This is a genomic window from Klebsiella sp. Ech2A (genome assembly GCF_030078455.1).
Taxonomy (GTDB): Bacteria; Pseudomonadota; Gammaproteobacteria; order Enterobacterales; family Enterobacteriaceae; genus Klebsiella; species Klebsiella terrigena.
Genome location: NZ_JAQGFU010000327.1, coordinates 1 through 2,906, shown reverse-complemented (window position 1 = coordinate 2,906; position 2,906 = coordinate 1). Strand labels below are relative to the sequence as shown.

At 58.7% G+C, this 2,906-nt stretch carries 3 protein-coding genes and 1 pseudogene; all 4 read right to left on the bottom strand.

Annotated features, from left to right (window positions below; translation table 11 throughout):
• Positions 1-547: Plug domain-containing protein (locus PFH44_RS26380; protein WP_283826665.1), on the bottom strand; the 547-nt coding region annotated here is incomplete at its 3' end.
• A gap of 225 nt (positions 548-772) precedes the next feature.
• Positions 773-1,537 (bottom strand): energy transducer TonB, encoded by a 765-nt coding sequence (locus tag PFH44_RS26375; RefSeq protein WP_283826662.1) that lies wholly within the window; start codon positions 1,535-1,537, stop codon positions 773-775.
• 8 nt (positions 1,538-1,545) lie between these two features.
• The gene (locus PFH44_RS26370) at positions 1,546-2,403 is read right to left on the bottom strand and encodes a ChaN family lipoprotein (RefSeq protein WP_283826666.1); all 858 of its coding nucleotides are present in this window, start codon (positions 2,401-2,403) and stop codon (positions 1,546-1,548) included.
• 242 nt (positions 2,404-2,645) lie between these two features.
• A pseudogene (locus tag PFH44_RS26365) lies at positions 2,646-2,906 on the bottom strand (short-chain dehydrogenase/reductase); the annotation flags it as partial.

The window sequence follows — 2,906 nt, the reverse complement described above, 5'->3', positions numbered from 1 at the left end:
CCTGGCGTCCCTCCCGCAGAACGTCATCGATGCCGATGGTACGCATATTGGCGCTGCCGGCGAGGGCGTTAACGCCCTGAGAGCCGGCGCTGCTGCCGCGCGTCACGTCAACTTCGGCAAGAAAGTTCGGGTCGAGCGGGACGCCGGCGGCGGTGTTGGCGCCGCCGTGATAGTTGGCGGGCGCCATGCCGAAGTAGGTCTGGGTGACGCCATCGACCATCGTATTCACCCGGCCCAGCCCGTTCATGCCGCGAATATTGACGCTGATCGAACCCTGCAGCGGATCGATTTGCGTATAGGTCCCCGCCATACTGCGCAGCGACGCATCCAGGCTCTGCAAGTTTTTATTTAGCGTACGCGAACTGTAGGCTCCGGGGCGGGTATAGCTCTCCTCAGAGGAGCCGACCTGATTTTTTTCAGCCAGCGGGTTATCGGTAATAGTGAGCGGAGAAAAGACCGATTCCCCCTCGTTTTCTGCCGCAAAGGTGTGGCCGTGGACAATAATAAGTCCGGCCATAATCCCTTTGGCTATTTGCGATTTTTCCATAATCAATTCCTGTTTTTGTATTTTATCAATGCACCAAATGAACAAAATTACCCCGCGCAGCCGAAGGGCTGCGCTACGATAAATTGCTCATAAATAAAAATAAAAGCTCCGCCACCGCCAGAGGATATTCTCCCCGCAGCGGCCGGCTATTCAGAAATGAATCAATTAAATGACGCTATTTAAGTTTGTTAACCAACCAGCGGTTAATACAGGTGACGCTCATTGTTATATTTTTAACAGCCCGAACTCCACCGGAAGCGTGACCTTCTGGACGCCGTTTTTGAGCATCTCTTTTGGCGGCGGCGGCAGCGGTCGGGCGCTTTCAAGCGCAATGAGCGCCGCCCGATCCAGCGACAGGGTGCCGGATGAGGTGACCAGTTTTGTACTAAGTATTTCGCCGCGCTCATCGACGCTGAAGGCAATGACGGCCGTCCCGGTACGTTTACGCCGCCTGGCATCGTCCGGGTAGTTGCGCATTTTGTTGATTTTGCCCTTCACCAGCGATTCCCAGCTGATTTTACTCTGGCTGGTGCTGGCGGCGTCGGTGTCCAGCGGCGCCGCACTGCGCTGAGTCCGCGCGGACTGTACCGGCGGGGCGGCCAGGCTGGTGGTGGTCGAGTTTCCCTGCTCTTCTTTACGCTCCTGAGACGATTTCTTCTTTCTTTCCGTTTTCTTTTTGCGCTCTTTTTCCGGCGTTGCTGCCGCCAGCTTAAGCTCAGCGTCCTCGTGCTCGCGCAGCTTCGGCAGCTCTTTATTATGGAGCGACTCGCGTTCGGTCATGGCTTCTACCTTGCGCTGCTGGCTGATGCCCGGCGGCAGCTCGGGGCGAATGAAGGAAACCTCCAGTTCGGGCGCGTATTCAATCATCACTGCGGCAGGCGTCGACTCGGGCTGCCTGAGGGAAAACTGAAGTATAAACGGCAGCACCAGCGCCGCGTGGAGCAGCACGCTGCCGGCGGAGCCCTTTATCCACGGCGCGCGCGTATTCATCGGGCTCTTCATTTTGCCGCCGGCACGGGCCAGATATAGTCAGCCTGTTTGGCCGTCAGGGTGGTGCCGCTGGTGGTGAGCATCACCACCAGCGGCTTCTCCGCGCCTAAATCGGCCAGATGCAGGGGGACGCCGACATCTTTGGCGGCGTGGTAGCCGCCGGCAACCAGCAGCGCCGGGCGCGGCGCCTGGATGAGCTGTTTGGCCATAAAGCGATCGCGATTCTGCTGAATAGCCATCATCGCGGTGACCTGCTCGCCGCTGATTTGACCGTCGTGCATCAGGAAGATGATCGCCGACAGGGCTTCATGCACCTGCGGGCGAGAAGAGCGCTCTCCGCTCGGGAAAGCGGGGTGCTGATAGAGCTCGTTGACCTGCTGGCGGCTGATGTTGGCGGCCATCAGCGGCCAGGGGCCCTCGAGAGCCGTCATTACCAGGTCACGATAGAGATCCCACGGCCAGCCGCTGTTCCAACGCATCGTTTCCGCCGCGCGGGTGGCGCTGACCGGTGCTCCGGCCGCGCTGGCCTGCTTGACCCGGTTGACCGCCTCCTGCTGGCTGATATCGATCATCTCCAGCAGCACGCTGCCCTGAGGGCGGGATTGCGCCAGATTTTTTAGCAGCCACTGCTCAATCTGATGATGGCGGACGTTGGTGTGCTCTTCGCCGACGATGACTATCGGGGCGCTGCGGATCCTGGCGATAAGCTGTGCCGGCGTCAGGGTGCTGCCGGAGGCCGTATCCACAATACAGGTGCAGTCCTGAACCGGGGTGGTAGCCGGGGCTGACGTCGTCGAGGACGCCCCGTGGCATGCCGTCAGGGCCAACGCGCCGCTAACAACCAGAGATTTTAACAAGCATTCCATATTAAACATAAATATCCGTTTTCTGTTTTATTGTTAGCATTTATTTTTATGCTGAGTATTTTTGCAGAATTATATGTAACAATGATAATGATTATCAAGATCATTCGCGTTATCGTTTGTTGTGTGGGTTTAGCCGAAGCGTCGGGCCGCGCGGCAGAGGGGGTTGCGCAGGGGGCAGGAGGCGGGGAGCGTTAAATGGCGGCCGGGTTCTCGTCCTTCCCTGGACGGCGTCCCGGCGTCTATTAGCCATCCGTGGAGCGGCTGACCTCCTCCCAGGCTTCGATATCGGCGCTCATCTGCTGAAGCTTCTCTTTAACAAACGTTACCGCGTCACTCCCCAGCAACAGCGACGTCGGTGGGGTCGGATGGTTAATTAGATCCAGCATTGCCCGTGCCGCCCTGCGAGGATCGCCCGGCTGGTGGCCGCTGCGCTGCATCCGCGTTTCGCGAATGGGGTCGAAGCTGCGGTCGTAATCGTCAATGCTGCGGGCTGAGCGCACCAT